Raw genomic sequence first — 20,482 nt, 5'->3', positions numbered from 1 at the left:
GCTTGCTGGCGATCCAGGCAATGCGGTTTTCCTGACACACCGCGGCGCCTGGATCGCCAGCAAGCCGGCTCCTACAGGGCGAGTTCTCGCATTCGCTGAAGTACGGCGTTGAGGCCGTTGCTGCGCGAAGGCGACAACTGTCGGCTGAGTCCAAGCTGGTTGAACCAGTCCGGCAAATCCACCTGCCGCAATTCGGCCGCCGACAACCCGTTAACCCGCGCCAGCAACAACGCCACCAACCCGCGAATCAACCGCGCATCGCTGCTCGCCGCAAACTGCCAGTGACCGTCCTGCAACGATCCCACCAACCACACCTGACTTTCACAGCCATGCACGCGGTTGGCGTCGACTTTATCCACATCGCTCAACGCCGGTAGCCGGTCGCCCCATTGCATCAGCAGTCGCGCGCGTTGCTCCCAGCCAGCGGCGGCCTGAAAAGTTTCGAGCGCTGTGACGGCATCGGCAGGGAGGTTCATCGCAGCAACTCCAGCGCTTGATCCAGCGCTTCAAAGAACCGTTGCAGGTCCTCGGAATCGTTGTAGAGCGCCAACGACACCCGAATCGCCCCAGCCAATTCAAAGCTTTTCAGCAGCGGCATCGCGCAATGATGACCGGCGCGCACTGCGATCCCCTGTTCTGTCAGCAAGTGCGCCAGATCAGAGTTATGCACACCCTCGACGACAAAACTCGCCAGGGCCAGTTGCGGTTTGCCCAGCAAGCGAATGCCGTTGCGCGCCTCGAGACCTTTCAACAAATAGTCATGCAGCGCGGCTTCATGGGCCGACACCGCGTCCTGATCGAGGCCGGCGAGGTAATCGAGCGTCGCCCCGAGACCAATCACGCTGGAGATCGGCGGCGTTCCTGCCTCGAAACCTAGCGGAGCAGGACGAAAGCGCGCGTGCTGGTAATCCGCATCCAGCACCATTTCGCCGCCGAACTGCCAATGGCGCAGTTGCTTGAGCGCCTCATGGCGGCCGAACAACACCCCCAGGCCATCGGGGCCATAGAGCTTGTGGCTGGAAAAGACATAAAAGTCGCAACCCAGCGCCTGCACATCGTGCCGGCCATGGACCACGCCTTGGGCACCATCGACCACGGTCAACGCGTTGTGTGCCTTGGCCATCGCCAGCAGCGCGGGCAATGGCTGCCAGGCGCCGAGCACATTGGACAGCTGACTGACCGCCAGCAAGCGGGTTCGCGGACCGATCAACGTGGCGGCGGCATCCAGGTCGATCAAGCCGTCGGTGTCCAGCGGCAGGACCACCAGTTTCAGATCGCGACGGTGGGCCAGTTGCTGCCATGGCAGCAGGTTGGCGTGATGCTCCAGGGCGCTGATGACAATTTCATCGCCCGGATTGAACAGGTGTTCCAGGCCATAGGCCAGGAGGTTCAGCGCAGAGGTCGCGCCGTGGGTGAAGATGATCTGTCCGCAATCACCGGCATTCAGCCATTGCGCGACTTTATTGCGGCTGTCCTCGAACGCCTGGGTGGCATGCGCGCCGGGCAAGTGTTGCGCCCGATGCACGTTTGCCGCGCCATTGGCGTAGTAATGCGCCAGGGCATCCAGCAGGGCTTGAGGTTTTTGCGTGGTGGCGGCGTTGTCCAGATAGGTCTGGTCTTGCCGTTGCAGGGCGGCGATGGCCGGAAAATCGGCGCGCCAGGGAGAGAGAATCATCATGCTATCGGGCCCTGCTAAACATGGGCGGGTGTACGCCTGACCTGATGGTCTGGGCTACGCCGGACCTGTAGGAGCGAGGCTTGCCCGCGAAGCTTTTTGCGGCCTCGAGGGCCCCTTCGCGAGCAAGCTTTGCTCCTACAAGTGATCGTGACGCTCTGCTTAGTTGTGAGCGTGCAGCGCTTCGTTCAGTTCGATCGCCGATTTGTGGGTTTTGCATTCCACGGCACCGGTTTCCGAATTGCGGCGGAACAGCAGGTCCGGCTGACCGGCCAGTTCACGAGCCTTCACGACTTTGACCAGTTTGTTGTTTTCGTCCAGCAGCGCCACTTTGGTGCCAGCGGTCACGTACAGGCCCGACTCAACGGTGTTGCGGTCGCCCAACGGGATACCGATACCGGCGTTCGCGCCGATCAGGCAGCCTTCGCCAACCTTGATCACGATGTTGCCGCCACCCGACAGGGTGCCCATGGTCGAGCAACCGCCGCCCAGGTCCGAACCCTTGCCGACGAACACGCCAGCGGAAACGCGGCCTTCGATCATGCCCGGGCCTTCGGTGCCGGCGTTGAAGTTGACGAAACCTTCGTGCATCACGGTGGTGCCTTCGCCGACGTAAGCGCCCAGACGGATACGAGCGGCATCAGCGATACGCACGCCGGCCGGCACGACGTAGTCGGTCATTTTCGGGAATTTGTCGACCGAGAACACTTCCAGCAGCTCGCCGCGCAGACGGGCTTCCAGTTGGTGTTCGGCCAGTTCGGCGAGGTCGATCGCGCCCTGGCTGGTCCAGGCGACGTTCGGCAGCAGCGGGAACACGCCGGCCAGGTTAAGGCCGTGCGGCTTGACCAGGCGATGGGACAGCAGGTGCAGCTTGAGGTAAGCCTCAGGCGTGGAAGTCAGCGGCGCATCTTCGGCCAGAATGGTGGCGACCAGCGGCTTGTGGCTTTCGGCCAGACGGGTCAGCAGGGCAGCCTGGGCTGCGTCGACACCTTTCAATGCTTCAGCCAGTTGCGAAGCCTGGGCAGTGCTGAACGCGATCGCCTGATTGCCTTCGGTGTAACCCAGAACCGGCGCGATGGCCGCGACCAGATCGGCCGACGGGTTGAGCAGCGGCTGAGCGTAAAACACTTCGAGCCATGCGCCCTGACGGTTTTGAGTGCCGACACCAAAGGCCAGGCTGAATACGGAAGTGGACATGTAAATACCTCTAACAAAATTGAACGGGCTGGCTTACTTGAGCGCTGCCGCGTAGATATCTGGCTTGAAGCCAATCAGGGTTCGGTCACCGAGATCGAGCACCGGGCGCTTGATCATCGAGGGTTGTGCGAGCATCAGTTCGATGGCTTTCGGCTGGTCGAGATCGGCTTTGCGTTCGTCGTCGAGCTTGCGAAAGGTCGTGCCCGCACGGTTCAACACCACTTGCCAGCCGTGCTCGTCGCACCATTGGGTCAGGTGTTCACGGTCGATTCCGACCGCTTTGTAATCATGAAAGTCATAGCCGACAGCGTGTTCATCGAGCCAGGTGCGCGCCTTTTTCATGGTGTCGCAGGCTTTGATGCCGAAAAGGTGCAACGTTTTGCTTGAATCGGTCAAGGAATTGCCCCCTTTACAGGTGCTGGAAAAAAAAGGTGACGGATTATGCCATGACCGTCCGCTTAAAACGCAAAACCCTGCAGGAGCCGAACTCGCTCGCGAAAGCGGCAGGTCAGCCACTATCAATGTTGAATGTTAAGCCGCTTTCGCGAGCAAGCTCGGCTCCTACAGGGTTTTGGGGTTTTTCGAGACGGGCGACAGCCTGCGACATTGGTACAACGGTCAACCCGCAGTCTAAGCGGCTAATATGGCACTTCAATGCTGTCGATTGTCCGGGAACCGCGCTTTATGCAAACCGCCTACACCGTCCTGATCCTGTTGATGCTGGTCAGTGTTTCGCGCCTGGTCGGACGCGTGATCCCGTTGCCATTGCCGCTGGTGCAAATCGGTGCTGGCGCTTTACTGGCCTGGCCGACGCTCGGTTTACACGTCGCTCTGGACCCGGAATTGTTTCTGTTTTTGTTTCTGCCGCCGCTGCTGTTCTCCGACGGCTGGCGCATGCCCAAGCGCGAATTCTGGCGACTGCGGGGGCCGATCCTGACCTTGGCGGTCGGCCTGGTGCTGTTTACCGTCGTCGGTGCGGGTTACTTCATCCACTGGTTGTTGCCGAGCATTCCGCTGCCGGTGGCCTTTGCCTTGGCGGCGGTGTTGTCGCCAACGGACGCGGTGGCCGTCTCGGCGATTTCTCAAAACCGACTGCCGACACCACTGATGCACATGCTGCAGGGCGAGGCGCTGATGAATGACGCGTCGGGCCTGGTGACCTTCAAGTTCGCCCTGGTCGCGGCGGTGACCGGGGTGTTCTCGCTGGCCAACGCCAGTCTGACATTTGTGTTGGTGGCGGTTGGTGGCCTGGCGGTCGGTGTTGCGTTGAGCTGGCTGGTCGGGCGTTTGCGCTCGTGGATGATTGCTCGCGGTTGGGATGATCCGGCGACGCACGTGGTCTTCATGTTGTTGCTGCCGTTTGCGGCTTACGTGCTGGCCGAGCGCCTGGGAGCCTCGGGGATTCTGTCTGCCGTGGCGGCGGGCATGATGCAGAGCTGGCTCGATCTGCTGCCGCGCCAGACCAGCACCCGACTGCTCAACCGCAGCGTCTGGTCTCTGCTGGAGTTCGCGTTTAACGGGCTGATTTTCCTGCTGCTGGGTTTGCAGTTGCCGGACATCATCAAAGCCGTGGCCAGCCACGAAACTTCGTTGTGGCCAACGCTGCTCTATCGTTGCCTCGACGTGGTGGCGATTTTTCTGGTGTTGGTGGTGTTGCGGTTTGTCTGGGTGCAGAGCATCTGGCGATTGTCGGGGCTGCTGCGTCGCTGGCGCGGCAAGGGCGAAATGACGCAAGTGCCGACGGCGCGCTCCTGCTGGTTGTTGACCGTCGGCGGGGTGCGCGGTGCGGTGACGCTGGCGGGTGTGTTGTCAGTGCCGATACTGATGGGGAATGAGGCGTTTCCTGAGCGCGATCTGCTGATTTTCATCGCGGCCGGGGTCATTCTGCTGTCGCTGATTGCCGCGTGTATTGCATTGCCATTGTTGCTTCGCGGCATCGAGAAGAGTCCTGACGACAAGCGTCGCAGTGAAGTGCGCGATGCCTGGCGCAAGACCGCCGAAGCCGCCATTCATGCGCTCGAAACCGAAGAGGCCAATCCGCAGGACGCCGCCCAGGCGGCGCTCGCTGTCGAACTCAAGGCACGGATCATGTCCGAGTATCGGCATCAACTGGAGGTGTTCAACGATTCGGCGGAAGCCCAGGCGCTGGCGTTTCAGATGGACCTGCTGGAGCGGCGTCTGCGCTTGAAGGCGCTGCGGGCGCAACGCCTGGAGTTGTATAAGCTCAGCCGTCACCACCAGATTGGTGATGACGTGTTGCGCGAGGTGCTGGGGGAGCTGGACTTGAGCGAAGCCAATCTGGGGCAGGTGAAATAGCGTCGCTCGTGCAGGCGCATGGCTTGCCGGCGATGGCGTCTGAAGATCGCCATCGCCGGCAAGCCGGCTCCTACAGGTTTGTGTTTATTTGCGGCGCTGGATGAAGGCGCGGATGCGTTCAGCGGCTTCCACGCACTCAGCCAGTGGCGCAACCAGCGCCATGCGCACCCGACCGGCACCCGGATTCGCACCGTCAACGTCACGGGACAGATAAGAGCCAGGCACCACGGTCACGTGTTCTTCGACGAACAGATCGCGGCAGAACGCCTCGTCATCACCTTCAACATTCGGCCACAGGTAAAAACCGCCATCCGGGCGCTGCACGTCCATCACCGGGCCGAGGATTTCCAGCACCGCGTCATACTTCTCGCGATACAGCGCTCGGTTGGCGCGCACATGCACTTCGTCATTCCAGGCGGCAACGCTGGCCAGTTGAGTCTGAACCGGCATCGCGCAGCCGTGGTAGGTGCGGTACAGCAGGAAGCCTTTGAGAATGTCGGCATCACCCGCCACGAAACCCGAACGCAGGCCCGGCAGGTTGGAGCGCTTGGACAGACTGTGGAACACCACGCAGCGTTTGAAGTCCTTGCGGCCCAGTTCCGCGCAGGCGCTGAGCAGGCCGGCGGGCGGGGTTTGTTCGTTGAAATACAGTTCGCTGTAGCACTCGTCCGCCGCGATCACGAAGTCGTACTCATCGGCCAGGGCGATCAGCTTTTTCAGCGTCTCGACCGGAATCAGCGCGCCGGTCGGGTTGCCCGGCGAGCACAGGAACAGGATCTGGCAACGCTTCCAGATGTCCGGGGAAACGGCATCGAAATCCGGGTTGAAGCCATTCTCGTCCAGGCACGGCAGGTAATGCGGCTTGGCGCCGGCGAGGAACGCGGCACCTTCGTAGATCTGATAGAACGGGTTCGGGCTGACCACCAGGGCGTCGTCGCCACGGTTGACTACGGTCTGGGTGAACGCGAACAGCGCTTCGCGGGTGCCGTTGACCGGCAGCACGTTGCGCGCCGGGTCGAGCCAGCCGTTCGGCACGTTGAAGCGGCGTTCGCACCACGCGGCGATGGCTTCACGCAGGGCCGCGATGCCGAGGGTGGTCGGATACACGGCCATCTGGTCCAGATTGCTTGCCAGGGCTTCGGCGACAAAGCTTGGCGAACGGTGCTTCGGCTCGCCGATGGACAGCGCGATAGGGCGCTTGTCCGGGTTTGGCGTGACGCTGCCGAGCAGGGCGCGGAGCTTCTCGAACGGGTAAGGCTGCAACTGGGACAGAGCGTTGTTCATCGGTAGATCTCGTTCAATGTGGAGGCCTGCCTGCCCTTTGTAGGAGCTGGCTTGCCGGCGATGGTCGTTAACGATGACGCGTGCTTATCGGGTAAGCGCGGGGCCTTCAAGTCCATCGCTGGCAAGCCAGCTCCTACAAAGAGCCGGCCAATTCAAATGCTTATGCGCGACAGTTTGATATCGGGTTCCTGGCTGACACTGAGCTGTTCGACGATCGCATCCTGCAAACGGCTGCACAACAGTGGGTCAGACAACGGTTGGTTGTTGGCGTCGGTAATGAAGAACACGTCTTCCACACGCTCGCCGAGCGTGGCGATCTTGGCGTTCTGCAATGACAGGTCGAATTCCAGAAAAATCGTACCGATCCGCGCCAGCAAGCCCGGGCGATCCGGGGCGCTCAGCTCCAGCACCGTCACCGGGCGCTGGGCGTCATTGTGGATCGTCACCTGAGGCGCAAACGCAAAATGCTTGAGCTGACGCGGTACGCGACGCTGGATGATCGTCGGGTAGTCGTCGGGGTTGCGCAGGGCTTCAGTCAGGCCTTCGCGAATCTGTTTGACCCGCGCCGGGTTGTCGCCGATCGAGTCGCCGTCGGTGTCGAGCACGATGTAGGTGTCGAGGGTGAACTGGCTGCTGGAGGTGATGACCCGGGCGTCGTGAATGTTCAGGTTGAGCTGGTCCATCGCGGCCACGGTCACGGCGAAGAAGTCGTGCTGGTCCGGTGCGTAGATGAAGATCTGCGTGCCGCCCTCGAATTCGCGCTGGGTGGTTTCCTTGATCAGCACCAGCGGGCCGCCATCGGCCGGCTGCTGGAGGATCGCGTCGGTGTGCCAGGCCACATCGCCGGCGGTGTGACGCAGGAAATAGTCATCGCCCAGTTGCGACCACAACTGCTCGACGTCGTCGGGGTCGTTGCCGCCGCGTACCAGAATGTCCAGGGCGGCGCTCTGGGTCTGGCGGATCTGCATTTCGCGATCCACCGGGTTTTCCAGGCCGCGACGCAACGCACGCTTGGTCTCTGTGTAGAGCTGGCGCAGCAGGCTGGCGCGCCAGGAGTTCCACAGCGTCGGGTTGGTCGCGTTGATGTCGGCGACGGTCAGCACGTACAGGTAATCGAGGCGGGTTTCGTCACCGACGATCTGCGCGAAATCATGGATCACCTGCGGGTCGGACAAGTCCTTGCGCTGGGCGGTGGTCGACATCACCAGGTGGTTTTGCACCAGCCAGACGATCAGGCGGCTGTCCCAGATCGGCAATTGATGGCGCTGGCAAAAGGCTTCGGCGTCCACTGCGCCGATTTCCGAGTGATCGCCATGCCGGCCCTTGCCGATGTCGTGGTACAGGCCGGCGAGGTAGATCAGCTCGGGCTTGGGCAGCTTGCCCATGAGCTTGCTGGCCAGCGGGAATTTTTCCGACACTTGCGTGTACTGCAACTTACGCAGGTGCTTGATCAGGTTCAGGGTGTGCGCGTCGACCGTATAGATGTGAAAGAGGTCGTGCTGCATCTGCCCGACAATGAAGCCGAACTCCGGCAAATAACGCCCGAGGATGCCGTAACGGTTCATCCGCCGCAGGTTGCGGTGAATGCCGATCTTGCACTTGAACAGTTCGATGAACAGGCTGGTGTTGCGAATGTCGTTGCGGAAATCGTCGTCGATCAGGTGCCGGTTTTCCCGCAGCAGACGAATGGTGTCGGCGCGCACGCCTTTGATTTCCGGCTGCTGGGCCATCAGCACGAAGATTTCGAGCATGGCGAACGGCGTGCGGCGGAACACGTTGTCGTTGCGCGCCTCGATGTAGCCATCGTGCAACTGGAACCGCGAGTTGATCGGCTGCGGCGGCGCTTCGTCTTCGGGCGCGAGGATGACTTCCTCGAAGTGCTGGATGATCAGGTCGCTGAGCTGGGCGATGCTCATGACCACCCGGTAATACTGCTGCATGAAGTTTTCGATGGCTTGCTTGGCGTCATCACCCTTGAACCCCAGCAGGCCGGCGATCGAACGCTGGTGGTCGAACAACAAGCGGTCTTCCGAGCGGCCGGCGAGCATGTGCAGCGCGTAACGGACTTTCCACAGGAATTCCTGGGATGAAGCCAGCAGGGCGTTTTCGCTCTCGACCAGAAACCCTTCGCCGGCCAATGCCCGCAGGTTCAGGGTGCCGTATTCGCGACGGGCGACCCACAGAATCGTCTGAATATCCCGTAGTCCGCCGGGCGAGCCTTTGACGTTGGGTTCCAGGTTGTATTCGGTGTCGTTGTACTTGTGATGACGGGCCTTCTGCTCGGCGCGCTTGGCCAGGAAAAACTCCTTGCTCGGCCACATGTGCGCAGTGCTGGTGACGTCAAGCATGCGCTGACGCAAATGCTCGGGACCGCAGATGGTGCGGCTTTCCATCAGGTTGGTGACGACCGTCAGGTCGGCGCGGGCTTCAACGGCGCATTCTTCAACCGAGCGAACGCTCTGACCGACTTCCAGGCCGATGTCCCACAACAGTGTCAGAAAACGCTCGATGGAATCGCGGAAAACTTCGTGGTCGGCGCTGTCCAGCAGGATCAGCAAATCGATATCGGAATAAGGGTGCAATTCCCCGCGACCGTAGCCGCCGACCGCGACCAGCGCGATGTCGGCATCTTCACTCCAGTTGAACTGCTCCCAGGCCTTTTGCAGGATGTTATCGACGAACCAGGCACGATCCTCGATCAGCCGGCGAATCTCCCGGCCGCTGCGAAAGCGCCCGTCGAGCACCTCGCGCGCCTGGCGGATCGCCTTCTTGAAGGCCGCGATCGGGCTGGCCTTCAGGGCCAGTTCAGCCTGGAACTGGCCACGGTCGAAGAGTTCGGGATCCACCTGCGGCATCGATTGGCTTTCCTTTCTATAAGGCTGAGTGCTGTGCGGACCGGATCAGGCCGAAACGCGCGGGATGGTGTCGTCGCTGCGCAGGGTGAAGATCTCGTAACCGGTATCGGTCACCACCAGGGTGTGTTCCCACTGGGCCGAGAGCTTGCGGTCCTTGGTGATCGCGGTCCAGCCATCGCCCAACACCTTGGTGTCGGCCTTGCCCTGGTTGATCATCGGTTCGATGGTGAAGGTCATGCCCGCTTTCAGTTCCATACCGGTGCCGGCACGGCCGTAGTGCAGGATCTGCGGCTCTTCGTGGAACACCTTGCCAATGCCGTGGCCGCAGAACTCGCGAACCACCGAGAAGCCGTTCTTTTCGGCGTGCTTCTGGATCACTTCACCGATGTCGCCCAGGCGGCAGCCGGGTTTGACGATTTCGATGGCCTTGTACATGCATTCCTGGGTCACTTGCGACAGGCGCTCGGCCCAGACCGGCACGGTGCCGACGTGGAACATGCGGCTGGTGTCGCCGTGGTAGCCGTCCTTGATGACGGTGACGTCGATGTTAAGCGTGTCGCCGTCCTTCAATGGCTTCTCGTTCGGGATGCCGTGGCAGACCACGTGGTTGATCGAGGTGCAGATCGACTTCGGATAGCCTTTGTAGTTGAGCGGGGCAGGGATGGCCTGCTGCACGTCGACGATGTAGTCGTGGCAGATACGGTCCAGCTCTTCGGTGGTGATGCCTGGCTTGACATGTTCAGCAATCATTTCCAGCACATCGGCGGCCAGTTTGCCGGCGACACGCATTTTTGCGATGTCCTCCGGGGTTTTGAGGGTGACGGTCATACAGGCTCTCTCTACGCTCGATGGCGCTTGTCAAAACGGAATGGGCATTGTGCGATCAATCTTCGCCGCCCTGAAAAACGCGATTCTAACAGACGAACAGCGCAAATCTGAGCCTCTGTACATCGCTTCTCTCTATAGATAGGCGCATTCTTGAGCTATTCCAAGGGCGCGGATAAAGGCGCGCGTCAGGAATTGAGAATCCGGGTTCCGTTTTTGCGAGCCTTGTGATATAAAATGCGCCGCTTTCCGGGGATACCCCGAAAGGCTTAAATCCACACACGTGTCGACACGATGACCTGGGTGCCTTCAGCTGATGCTGCTGGTTGGTCATTGGGATACGTGGAGGCCAAACCCGACTTATTAAGGAACTATCATGTCCCAAGTCAACATGCGCGATATGCTGAAGGCCGGTGTGCACTTCGGTCACCAGACCCGTTACTGGAACCCGAAAATGGGTAAATACATTTTCGGCGCGCGTAACAAGATCCACATCATCAACCTTGAAAAAACCCTGCCAATGTTCAACGAAGCTCTGACTTTCGTAGAGCGTCTGGCCCAGGGCAAAAACAAGATTCTGTTCGTCGGCACCAAGCGTTCCGCTGGCAAGATCGTTGCTGAAGAAGCAGCACGTTGCGGTTCGCCGTACGTCGATCACCGCTGGTTGGGCGGCATGCTGACCAACTTCAAAACCATCCGTGCTTCCATCAAGCGTCTGCGTGACCTTGAAGTACAAGCCGAAGACGGTACTTTCGCCAAGCTGACCAAGAAAGAAGCGCTGATGCGCTCCCGTGACCTGGAAAAGCTGGATCGTTCCCTGGGTGGTATCAAGGACATGGGCGGTCTGCCAGACGCTCTGTTCGTTATCGACGTTGATCACGAGCGCATCGCGATCACCGAAGCCAACAAACTGGGCATCCCGGTTATCGGCGTAGTCGATACCAACAGCAGCCCGGAAGGCGTTGACTACATCATCCCAGGCAACGATGACGCAATCCGCGCTATCCAGCTGTACATGGGTTCGATGGCTGACGCAGTAATCCGCGGTCGCAACCACGTTGCTGGCGGCACCGAGCAGTTCGTTGAAGAAGCTCCGGCAGCTGCAGCTGAGTAATTGACGCCTTGGCGTTGACTCAGTAAGCAAAAAGGGGGCTTGGCCCCCTTTTTGCCACCTCGAAAACCATTTGTCCGGTGGCGCATTTACATCATTTGTAACTTGCAGCTGCTAACAAGGGTGGTTCGGGAAGAATTGAACGCCCGTTCGATCGGGTGGAATGGTTGAAAACCTATCCAAGAGGAATTTTGAAATGGCAGAGATTACTGCAGCGTTGGTCAAAGAACTGCGCGAGCGTACTGGCGAAGGCATGATGGACTGCAAAAAGGCCTTGACCAAGGCTGGCGGCGACATCGAAAAAGCCATTGATGACATGCGTGCTTCGGGCGCCATCAAGGCTGCCAAGAAAGCAGGCAACGTGGCTGCTGAAGGCGCTATCGCTCTGAAAGAAGACGGTAAATCCGCTGTTCTGCTGGAAGTGAACTCGCAGACCGACTTCCTGGCTCTGCAGGACGACTTCAAGGCATTCGTTGCTGCCAGCATTGAAAAAGCGTTCGCCGACAAGCTGACTGATGTCGCTCCGCTGATCGAAGCTCAAGAAGCTGCTCGCCTGGTACTGGTCGGCAAGGTTGGCGAAAACGTCAACATCCGTCGCCTGGTTCGCGTTGAAGGTGATGTTGTTGGTGGTTACCTGCACGGCAACAAAATCGGTGTTGCGGTTGTTCTGAAGGGCGGCGACGTTGAGCTGGCCAAAGACATCGCTATGCACGTAGCGGCCAGCAACCCTGAGTTCCTGCTGCCATCGGAAGTTTCTGCTGAAGCTATCGAGCGCGAAAAAGCCGTGTTCCTGCAGCTGAACGAAGAAAAAATCAAAGGCAAGCCAGAAAACATTGTTGAGAACATGGTCAAAGGCCGTATCAGCAAGTTCCTGGCTGAAGCAAGCCTGGTTGAGCAGGCGTTCGTCAAGAACCCTGAAATCAAGGTTGGCGAACTGGCCAAGAAAGCCGGTGCAGAAATCGTTTCTTTCACCTACTTCAAAGTAGGCGAAGGCATCGAGAAGCCGGTCGACAACTTCGCTGAAGAAGTTGCTGCCCAGCTGGCTGCCGCCAAGCAATAAGACGGTTTTTAACTGTCGCCCTGAAGAGGCTGCCCGCTTACGCGCGCAGCCTCTTTTCAGATGGGGCACCAATTTTTAATTGGTTTCCTTTTGGAACTGGCTTACAAAGCCATGTTCCGATGGCGCTGAAGCAGCGCCAAGCTAGAGTGAACGCCAGCTGTAAACAGCTCGCAAAGAATTTTTAAAATACGCCGCAGGAGAGATTCGCAATGGCTCAGCAGGGCAGTGGTTATCAGGCTCGCTATAAACGCATTCTACTCAAGCTTAGCGGCGAGGCCCTGATGGGCTCGGAAGAGTTCGGGATCGATCCGAAAGTTCTGGACCGCATGGCGCTGGAAGTCGGCCAACTGGTCGGTATCGGCGTCCAGGTCGGTCTGGTGATCGGCGGCGGCAACCTGTTCCGTGGTGCAGCGCTGAGCGCGGCCGGCATGGATCGGGTCACCGGCGACCACATGGGCATGCTGGCCACCGTGATGAATGCCTTGGCCATGCGCGACGCGCTGGAACGTGCCAATATCTCGGCCATCGTGATGTCGGCGATTTCCATGGTTGGCGTGACTGATCACTACGATCGCCGCAAAGCCATGCGTCACCTGAATGCCAAGGAAGTCGTGATCTTCGCGGCCGGTACCGGCAATCCGTTCTTCACCACGGATTCGGCAGCCTGCCTGCGAGCAATCGAAATCGATGCCGATGTCGTGCTCAAGGCGACCAAGGTCGATGGCGTCTACACCGCTGACCCATTCAAAGACCCGCATGCCGAGAAGTTCGATCATCTGACCTACGATGAAGTACTGGATCGCAAGCTGGGTGTGATGGACCTGACCGCCATTTGCCTGTGCCGCGACCACAAGATGCCGTTGCGCGTATTTAACATGAACAAGCCCGGCGCCCTGCTGAACATCGTGCATGGCGGCGCTGAAGGGACCCTGATCGAGGAAGGCCAACAATGATCAACGAAATCAAGAAAGACGCTAAAGAGCGTATGCAGAAATCCGTCGAGTCGCTGATGCACAACTTCGGCCGTATTCGTACTGGCCAGGCGCATCCAAGCATTCTCGAAGGCGTGATGGTGCCGTACTACGGTTCCGACACCCCGATCAAGCAAGTGGCGAACATCACCGTTAAAGACGCCCGTACCCTGCAAGTCGTTGCCTTCGAGCGCAACATGCTCGGTGCCGTCGACAAGGCCATCGGCAGCGCCGGTCTGAACCTCAACCCGACCAACCTCGGTGAGTTGCTGCTGATCTCCATGCCGGCCCTGACTGAAGAGACCCGCAAGGGCTTCACCAAGCAGGCTCGCGATGTCGCTGAAGATGCCCGTGTTGCCGTGCGCAACATCCGTCGTGATGCGAACAGCCAGCTCAAGGATCTGGTCAAGGAAAAGGAAATCAGTGAAGACGAAGAACGTCGCGCCACTGGCGAAATTGATGATCTGACCAAAAAGTACGTGGCTGAAATCGACGCGAATTTGGCGCAGAAAGAAAAAGACCTGATGGCCGTATAAGGGTCGCGTTTTCATGGAAAAGACCAAGCAGTCAGTGCCGTCCGCGGTGCCGCGTCATGTCGCGATCATCATGGATGGTAATAATCGCTGGGCGAAAAAACGCTTTATGCCAGGTGTCGCCGGGCATAAAGCGGGTGTGGACGCGGTTCGTGCAGTGATCGAGGTGTGTGCCGAGGCCAAGGTCGAGGTATTGACCCTGTTCGCCTTCTCCAGCGAGAACTGGCAGCGTCCGGCCGATGAAGTCAGCGCCTTGATGGATCTGTTCTTCAAGGCGTTGCGTCGTGAGGCCAAGCGCCTCAACGACAACAACATCAGTCTGCGCATCATTGGTGACCGTTCGCGTTTCCATCCAGAGCTTCAGGCTGCGATGCGTGAGGCGGAAGCGATGACCGCGGGCGCCAATCGCTTCGTTCTGCAGATCGCTGCCAACTACGGCGGTCAGTGGGACATCGCGCAAGCCGCGCAGCGTCTGGCGCGGGAAGTTCAGGCCGGGCATCTGCGTCCGGAAGACATCACCCCGGAACTGTTGCAAACCTGCCTGGCCACTGGCGATCTGCCGTTGCCGGACTTGTGCATCCGTACCGGTGGCGAGCACCGCATCAGCAACTTCCTGCTGTGGCAACTGGCCTACGCCGAGTTGTACTTCTCCGACCTGTTCTGGCCGGACTTCAAACACGACGCCATGCGCACCGCGCTGGCCGATTTCGCTTCTCGCCAGCGCCGCTTCGGTAAAACGAGCGAGCAGGTCGAGGCTGGGGCCCGGGTTTAATGCTCAAACAACGAATCATCACCGCGCTGATCCTGCTGCCGATCGCCTTGTGCGGGTTTTTCCTGCTCGAAGGCTCCGGTTTCGCGCTGTTTATCGGGCTGGTCGTGACTCTCGGTGCCTGGGAATGGGCGCGTCTGGCGGGCTTCACTGAGCAGCCGATCCGCGTTGCCTATGCTGCAGTCGTCGCGTTGATGCTGTTTGTCATGCACATCCTGCCGGGGTTGGCACCTTGGGTGCTGGGCGCTTCGGTGCTGTGGTGGGGCGTGGCGACGTACCTGGTGTTGACGTATCCGCGTTCGAGCGAGCGTTGGTCCAGTGCAGCGACCAAATTGGTGATCGGCCTGTTGATTCTCCTGCCGGCCTGGCAAGGTCTGGTGCAGATCAAGCAATACCCATTGGGCAACTGGTTGATCATGGCGGTCATGGTGCTGGTCTGGGGCGCCGACATCGGTGCTTACTTTTCCGGTCGGGCCTTCGGCAAGCGCAAGCTGGCACCGCAGGTCAGTCCCGGCAAGAGCTGGGAAGGCGTGTATGGCGGTCTGGCGCTGAGCCTGGTCATCACCGTCATTGTCGGTCTGGTTCGCGACTGGACGGTCGCCGAGCTTTTCAAAGGGTTGATCGGTGCCGCAATTATCGTGTTTATCTCGGTAGTGGGTGACCTCACCGAAAGCATGTTCAAGCGCCAGTCCGGGATCAAGGACAGTAGCAATCTGCTGCCTGGCCACGGTGGTGTACTCGATCGCATCGACAGCCTGACGGCAGCGATCCCGGTGTTCGCGGTGTTGCTGTGGATGGCGGCACCGTGAGCCGCCCTCAACAGATTACCGTTCTGGGGGCTACCGGCTCGATCGGTCTGAGCACGCTCGACGTCATTGCCCGTCATCCCGAGCGCTATCAGGTGTTCGCCTTGAGCGGTTTCACTCGCTTGAGTGAGTTGTTCGCGTTGTGTGTCCGTCATACGCCACGGTTCGCCGTTGTGCCAGAGCAGGGCGCTGCCCGAGGCTTGCAGGACGACTTGCGTGCGGCCGGGTTGTCGACCCGCGTTCTGGTAGGTGAAGAGGGGCTGTGTCAGGTCGCCGCCGATCCTGAAGTCGATGCCGTCATGGCCGCCATTGTCGGCGCGGCGGGCCTGCGCCCGACGCTGGCGGCGGTCGAAGCCGGCAAGAAAATACTCCTGGCCAACAAAGAAGCACTGGTGATGTCCGGTGCGTTGTTCATGCAGGCCGTGCGTAAAAGCGGTTCGGTGCTGCTGCCGATCGACAGCGAGCACAACGCGATTTTCCAGTGCATGCCGCAGGATTTCGCTCGTGGGCTGAGTGCGGTCGGTGTCCGTAGGATCCTGCTGACAGCTTCGGGTGGCCCTTTCCGGCAGACGCCTATGGCGGAGCTGGTGCATGTAACCCCTGACCAGGCGTGTGCCCATCCGAACTGGTCCATGGGGCGCAAGATTTCGGTAGATTCGGCCAGCATGATGAACAAAGGCCTCGAGCTGATCGAAGCCTGCTGGCTGTTTGATGCCAAGCCGTCGCAGGTCGAAGTGGTGATTCACCCGCAGAGCGTGATTCATTCGCTTGTCGATTACATCGATGGTTCGGTCCTGGCTCAGTTGGGCAATCCCGATATGCGTACGCCTATTGCCAATGCGCTCGCCTGGCCGGAACGTATCGATTCGGGTGTCGCACCGCTGGATCTGTTTGCCATTGCGCGCCTGGATTTCCAGGCCCCCGATGAAGAGCGTTTCCCATGCCTGCGCCTGGCGCGTCAGGCCGCAGAGGCTGGCAATAGCGCGCCAGCCATGCTCAATGCAGCGAATGAAGTGGCGGTCGCGGCCTTTCTCGACGGGCGGGTTCGCTATCTGGAAATCGCGAGTATCATCGAAGAAGTGTTGAATCTCGAGCCCGTGGTTGCGGTGGATGATCTCGATGTGGTGTTCACGGCTGACGCGAAAGCGCGAGTACTGGCCGGGCAGTGGTTGAGTCGTCACGGGCGGTAAGTGCTGCAATACGTTGGCCCATGCAGCGCTGGATAAGTTGCGGAGAAAGTAGATGAGCGCGCTCTATATGATTGTCGGCACCCTGGTAGCCCTGGGCGTGCTGGTCACTTTCCACGAATTCGGCCATTTCTGGGTCGCACGTCGCTGTGGGGTCAAAGTGCTGCGTTTCTCCGTGGGCTTCGGTATGCCGTTGCTGCGCTGGCACGACAAGAAAGGCACTGAGTTCGTGGTTGCCGCCATCCCGTTGGGTGGCTACGTGAAAATGCTCGACGAGCGCGAAGGTGAAGTACCGGCCGATCAGCTCGATCAATCCTTCAATCGCAAATCCGTCCGTCAGCGCATTGCTATCGTGTCGGCGGGGCCGATTGCCAACTTCTTGCTGGCGATGATTTTTTTCTGGGTGCTCGCCATGCTTGGCAGCGAGCAGGTGCGGCCAGTCATTGGTGCCGTTGAATCCGGCAGTATCGCCGCCAGGGCCGGTTTGAGTGCAGGTCAGGAAATTGTTGCCATTGATGGTGAGCCGACTTCGGGCTGGGGCGCGGTAAATCTGCAGCTGGTTCGCCGTCTCGGCGAGAGCGGCTCTCTTCAGTTGCTGGTCCGTGAGCAGGGTTCCACAGCGGATACGCCGCGTGAGCTGGTGCTGGATAAATGGCTCAAGGGTGCTGACGAGCCGGATCCGATTCGCTCGCTGGGTATTCGCCCATGGCGTCCGGCGCTGCCGCCGGTTCTGGCGGAGCTCGATCCGAAAGGCCCGGCGCAGGCTGCCGGCCTGAAAACCGGTGACCGGTTGTTGGCCCTGGATGGCAAGGCGCTCGATGACTGGCAACAAGTGGTCGATATCGTCCGTATTCATCCTGATACCAAAATCATGCTGCGCGTCGAGCGCGATGGTGCTCAAATCGACGTCCCTGTGACGCTCGCTGCTCGCGGCGAGAAAAAATCGCCCGGTGGTTATCTCGGTGCCGGGGTGAAGGCGATCGATTGGCCGCCGGAGATGATTCGCGAGGTCAGTTACGGTCCTTTGGCCGCGATTGGCGAGGGGGCTCGACGCACCTGGACCATGAGCATACTGACCCTCGATTCGCTCAAGAAAATGTTGTTCGGTGAGCTCTCGGTAAAAAACTTGAGTGGACCGATAACCATTGCTAAAGTGGCGGGCGCTTCTGCCCAGTCGGGCGTCGCTGATTTCCTGAATTTCCTTGCTTATCTGAGTATTAGCCTGGGTGTTCTGAATTTGTTGCCCATTCCGGTACTGGATGGGGGGCATTTGTTGTTTTATCTGATTGAGTGGGCGCGTGGTCGCCCCTTGTCGGATCGGGTGCAGGGTTGGGGGATACAGATCGGCATCAGTTTGGTGGTCGGGGTGATGTTGCTCGCTCTGGTCAATGATTTGGGTCGTCTGTAACACTTCGCTGAATTGCGAATCTGCCGCATTTTGCGGCAGTTTGTTTATTGCCAGTTGGAATAAGAAAGGACTTCATGAAACGTCTGCTGCTAACTGCGGTTCTCACCGTATTGATGATCGCCGAAGTTCACGCCGAGTCCTTCACTATCTCTGATATTCGCGTCAATGGCCTCCAGCGGGTCTCCGCGGGTAGCGTCTTTGGTGCCTTGCCGTTGAACGTCGGTGAACAGGCGGATGATCGTCGCCTGGTGGAATCCACTCGTGCGCTGTTCAAAACCGGGTTCTTTCAAGATATCCAGCTGGGCCGTGATGGCAACGTCCTGGTCATTACGGTAGTCGAGCGTCCGTCCGTCGCCAGTATCGAGATCGAGGGTAACAAGGCGATCTCCACTGAAGACCTGATGAAGGGCCTCAAACAATCCGGTCTGGCCGAAGGCGAGATCTTCCAGCGCGCCACCCTCGAAGGTGTTCGTAACGAGCTGCAGCGCCAGTACGTCGCTCAGGGCCGCTACTCGGCTACCGTTGACACCGAAGTGGTGCCGCAGCCGCGTAACCGCGTCGGCCTCAAGGTCAATATCAACGAAGGCACCGTTGCGGCTATCCAGCACATCAACGTGGTGGGTAACACGGTCTTCCCTGATGAAGACCTGATCGACCTGTTCGAACTCAAGACCACCAACTGGTTGTCGTTCTTCAAGAACGACGACAAGTACGCTCGTGAAAAACTGTCCGGTGACCTGGAACGTCTGCGTTCCTACTACCTGGACCGTGGCTATATCAACATGGATATCGCTTCGACCCAGGTGTCCATTACCCCGGACAAGAAACACGTCTACATCACCGTCAACGTCAACGAAGGCGAGAAGTACACCGTTCGTGACGTCAAGCTGAGCGGCGACCTGAAAGTTCCTGAAGACCAGGTCAAGTCCCTGTTGCTGGTGCAGAAAGGCCAGGTGTTCTCGCGCAAGCTGATGACCACCACGTCCGAACTGATCACCCGCCGCCTGGGTAACGAGGGTTACACCTTCGCCAACGTCAACGGCGTACCTCAGCCGCATGATGAAGACCACACCGTCGATATCACTTTCGCGGTCGATCCGGGCAAGCGTGCTTACGTGAACCGTATCAACTTCCGTGGCAACACCAAGTCTGAAGACGAAGTGCTGCGCCGTGAAATGCGTCAGATGGAGGGCGGCTGGGCTTCGACTTACCTGATCGATCAATCCAAGACCCGTCTTGAGCGTCTGGGCTTCTTCAAGGAAGTCAACGTCGAAACCCCGGCTGTACCGGGTGTCGATGACCAGGTTGACGTGAACTACAGCGTTGAAGAGCAAGCATCCGGTTCGATTACCGCGAGCGTCGGCTTTGCACAGAGTGCGGGTCTGATCCTCGGTGGTTCGATCACCCAGAACAACTTCCTCGGTACCGGTAACAAGGTCAGCGTTGGCTTGACCCGCAGTGAATACCAGAGCCGCTATAACTTCGGTTATGTCGACCCGTACTGGACTGCTGACGGTGTGAGCCTGGGTTACAACGCGTTCTATCGCACCACTGACTACAAAGACCTCGATGTCGACGTTGCCAGCTATGCCGTAGACAGCCTGGGTGCAGGCGCGAGCGTCGGTTACCCGATCAGTGAGACTTCGCGTCTGACCTTCGGCCTGACTGCACAACAAGACAAGATCAAGACCGGTGTGTACACCGTTGACGAGATCTTCGACTTCGTTAACAAGGAAGGCGACAACTACCTGAACTTCAAGGCTTCGGCCGGTTGGTCCGAGTCGACCCTGAACAAAGGCGTGCTGGCGACCCGTGGTCATTCGCAAAGCCTTGTGCTGGAAACAACAACACCTGGCAGCGACCTGTCGTTCTTCAAGCTCGACTACCGTGGCCAGTTGTTCCAGCCGTTGACCGAAAACTACACCATGCGCCTGCATACCGAACTGGGTTATGGCGATGGCTACGGTTCGACCGATGGCTTGCCGTTCTATGAAAACTACTATGCTGGTGGTTTCAACTCGGTTCGTGGCTTCAAGGACAGCACCCTGGGTCCTCGCAGTACTCCAAGTACCGGCAAGAACCCTGGCACTGCGCTCGATCCGGACCAGGATCCGCTGCCGTTCGGTGGTAACGTCCTGATCCAGGGCGGTGTGGAGGTTCTTTTCCCTCTGCCGTTCATCAAGGATCAGCGTTCCCTGCGCACCTCGGTATTCTGGGACGTGGGTAACGTGTTCGACTCGCAGTGCAAGTCGACCACCAATGCCGATGGTTCGAAGGCCAATACACAGTGCAACGACATCAGCCTGAGCAATATGGCCAGCTCTGTCGGTGTAGGCGTGACATGGGTTACCGCACTGGGTCCTCTGAGTTTCGCGTTGGCCATGCCGATCAAGAAACCGGATGAGGCTGAAACTCAAGTGTTCCAATTCTCCCTCGGCCAGACGTTCTAAGCGTCTGACCCAAGATAACGACAATGGATTTTGTA

The 20,482-nt window shown here is 59.2% G+C and carries 17 protein-coding genes; 10 read left to right on the top strand and 7 right to left on the bottom strand.

The features are described 5' to 3' along the window. Positions 1-71 precede the first annotated feature (71 nt). The 4 genes from ACYZUC_RS14385 to ACYZUC_RS14370 all read right to left on the bottom strand — a co-directional run bounded on the left by ACYZUC_RS14385 (position 72) and on the right by ACYZUC_RS14370 (position 3,268). Complete coding sequence (locus ACYZUC_RS14385; RefSeq protein ID WP_461996466.1) at positions 72-476, bottom strand: SufE family protein; 405 nt, start codon at positions 474-476, stop codon at positions 72-74. Then, complete coding sequence (locus ACYZUC_RS14380; RefSeq protein WP_461996464.1) at positions 473-1,678, bottom strand: aminotransferase class V-fold PLP-dependent enzyme; 1,206 nt, start codon at positions 1,676-1,678, stop codon at positions 473-475. Before ACYZUC_RS14380 ends, ACYZUC_RS14385 begins: the two co-directional genes overlap by 4 nt. 159 nt (positions 1,679-1,837) lie before the next feature. Continuing rightward, a complete protein-coding gene (gene dapD / locus ACYZUC_RS14375; protein WP_008039387.1) occupies positions 1,838-2,872 on the bottom strand; it encodes a 2,3,4,5-tetrahydropyridine-2,6-dicarboxylate N-succinyltransferase in 1,035 nt (344 codons plus the stop codon). Positions 2,873-2,905: 33 nt separating this feature from the next. Continuing rightward, a complete protein-coding gene (locus ACYZUC_RS14370) occupies positions 2,906-3,268 on the bottom strand; it encodes an ArsC family reductase (protein WP_461996462.1) in 363 nt (120 codons plus the stop codon). 288 nt (positions 3,269-3,556) lie between these two features. Between ACYZUC_RS14370 and ACYZUC_RS14365 the strand changes: the two genes are divergently transcribed. Beyond that, complete coding sequence (locus ACYZUC_RS14365; protein ID WP_461996460.1) at positions 3,557-5,188, top strand: Na+/H+ antiporter; 1,632 nt, start codon at positions 3,557-3,559, stop codon at positions 5,186-5,188. 84 nt (positions 5,189-5,272) lie between these two features. Here the strand turns inward: ACYZUC_RS14365 and dapC are convergent, their stop codons facing one another. The 3 genes from dapC to map form a co-directional block, all read right to left on the bottom strand. Beyond that, positions 5,273-6,472 (bottom strand): succinyldiaminopimelate transaminase, encoded by a 1,200-nt coding sequence (dapC, locus tag ACYZUC_RS14360; RefSeq protein WP_008039390.1) that lies wholly within the window; start codon positions 6,470-6,472, stop codon positions 5,273-5,275. A gap of 152 nt (positions 6,473-6,624) precedes the next feature. Beyond that, positions 6,625-9,327, bottom strand: a complete 2,703-nt coding sequence (locus ACYZUC_RS14355) for a [protein-PII] uridylyltransferase (protein ID WP_461996458.1) — start codon at positions 9,325-9,327, stop codon at positions 6,625-6,627. A gap of 45 nt (positions 9,328-9,372) precedes the next feature. Then, on the bottom strand, positions 9,373-10,155 hold the full coding sequence (map, locus tag ACYZUC_RS14350) for a type I methionyl aminopeptidase (RefSeq protein WP_461996456.1): 783 nt from the start codon (positions 10,153-10,155) through the stop codon (positions 9,373-9,375). Between the two features lie 373 nt (positions 10,156-10,528). On the opposite strand from map, the gene rpsB reads away from it, so the two are divergent. The 9 genes from rpsB (at position 10,529) to bamA (ending at position 20,447) form a co-directional block, all read left to right on the top strand. Continuing rightward, complete coding sequence (rpsB, locus tag ACYZUC_RS14345; protein ID WP_008028964.1) at positions 10,529-11,266, top strand: 30S ribosomal protein S2; 738 nt, start codon at positions 10,529-10,531, stop codon at positions 11,264-11,266. Between the two features lie 193 nt (positions 11,267-11,459). Continuing rightward, on the top strand, positions 11,460-12,323 hold the full coding sequence (gene tsf / locus ACYZUC_RS14340; RefSeq protein WP_192417910.1) for a translation elongation factor Ts: 864 nt from the start codon (positions 11,460-11,462) through the stop codon (positions 12,321-12,323). A gap of 209 nt (positions 12,324-12,532) precedes the next feature. Continuing rightward, positions 12,533-13,276: a UMP kinase gene (gene pyrH, locus ACYZUC_RS14335; protein ID WP_003172271.1), complete on the top strand. Its 744-nt coding sequence runs from the start codon at positions 12,533-12,535 to the stop codon at positions 13,274-13,276. Next, complete coding sequence (gene frr, locus ACYZUC_RS14330) at positions 13,273-13,830, top strand: ribosome recycling factor (RefSeq protein WP_008028968.1); 558 nt, start codon at positions 13,273-13,275, stop codon at positions 13,828-13,830. Before pyrH ends, frr begins: the two co-directional genes overlap by 4 nt. A gap of 13 nt (positions 13,831-13,843) precedes the next feature. Then, complete coding sequence (gene uppS, locus ACYZUC_RS14325; RefSeq protein ID WP_008028970.1) at positions 13,844-14,599, top strand: polyprenyl diphosphate synthase; 756 nt, start codon at positions 13,844-13,846, stop codon at positions 14,597-14,599. Further along, complete coding sequence (locus ACYZUC_RS14320) at positions 14,599-15,405, top strand: phosphatidate cytidylyltransferase (protein WP_008028973.1); 807 nt, start codon at positions 14,599-14,601, stop codon at positions 15,403-15,405. The genes uppS and ACYZUC_RS14320 overlap by 1 nt, the downstream gene beginning before the upstream one ends. Next, positions 15,402-16,592 carry a 1-deoxy-D-xylulose-5-phosphate reductoisomerase gene (gene ispC / locus ACYZUC_RS14315; RefSeq protein ID WP_461996453.1) on the top strand — a complete coding sequence of 397 codons (1,191 nt, stop codon included), beginning with the start codon at positions 15,402-15,404 and terminating at the stop codon, positions 16,590-16,592. Before ACYZUC_RS14320 ends, ispC begins: the two co-directional genes overlap by 4 nt. 52 nt (positions 16,593-16,644) lie before the next feature. Beyond that, a complete protein-coding gene (gene rseP / locus ACYZUC_RS14310; protein ID WP_461996452.1) occupies positions 16,645-17,997 on the top strand; it encodes a sigma E protease regulator RseP in 1,353 nt (450 codons plus the stop codon). Between the two features lie 74 nt (positions 17,998-18,071). Then, positions 18,072-20,447: an outer membrane protein assembly factor BamA gene (gene bamA, locus ACYZUC_RS14305; protein ID WP_461996450.1), complete on the top strand. Its 2,376-nt coding sequence runs from the start codon at positions 18,072-18,074 to the stop codon at positions 20,445-20,447. Positions 20,448-20,482 lie beyond the last annotated feature (35 nt).

The organism is Pseudomonas sp. GT1P32 (assembly GCF_054897805.1).
This window is presented reverse-complemented; position numbering and strand designations above follow the sequence as displayed.